The following is a 540-nucleotide window of genomic DNA, read 5'->3' as shown; positions in this document are numbered from 1 at the left end:
AGAAGCTCTGGCTTGAAAGGTGAATTTTGCATTGGCAAAAAATGAAAATGTGACTGCAACCAAAAATGCAATCAGGTTTCCTACCGATTGATCGTATGCGGCAAGATAAACCAGCGCGCCGAATACAGCCCAGTGAATAACCGTATTGATAATCCCGATGCTCACATATTTAGTGAATAATTTAAGCATTCAATAATCGTTTTTTATTAAGTTTTTGATATTTTATCACTGATTCTGACTATGATCTACACAACAGTAACGCTTCTTGCCTAAACGAAGGGTGATGTTTCGACTTGAAAAAGGTGCTACTAAAACGGCGGGAGGCAAGGTTAATCGGGATTAGGTTATCTTTTGCGATCGACGCTAACGCGCTTTTGGCTCAAGCCTAAACACAGACCGGTGTTTGTTGCGATGTTTCATGCAGATGAGAAAGTACGGATAAGAAAACATCAGAGGAAAAAGGAGAGATCTGCGGAAATGGTGGGTCGTGCAGGATTCGAACCTGCGACCAATTGATTAAAAGTCAACTGCTCTACCGAG

Annotated in this window: 1 protein-coding gene; it reads right to left on the bottom strand. The window is 41.5% G+C overall.

Annotated elements, in window-relative coordinates; translation table 11 throughout:
• On the bottom strand, positions 1-189 hold a 189-nt coding region (locus J5224_RS34765; protein WP_264629360.1), incomplete at its 3' end, for a GtrA family protein.
• Positions 190-540 lie beyond the last annotated feature (351 nt).

The sequence above is a fragment of the Candidatus Symbiopectobacterium sp. NZEC135 genome (assembly GCF_025962695.1).
This window is presented reverse-complemented; position numbering and strand designations above follow the sequence as displayed.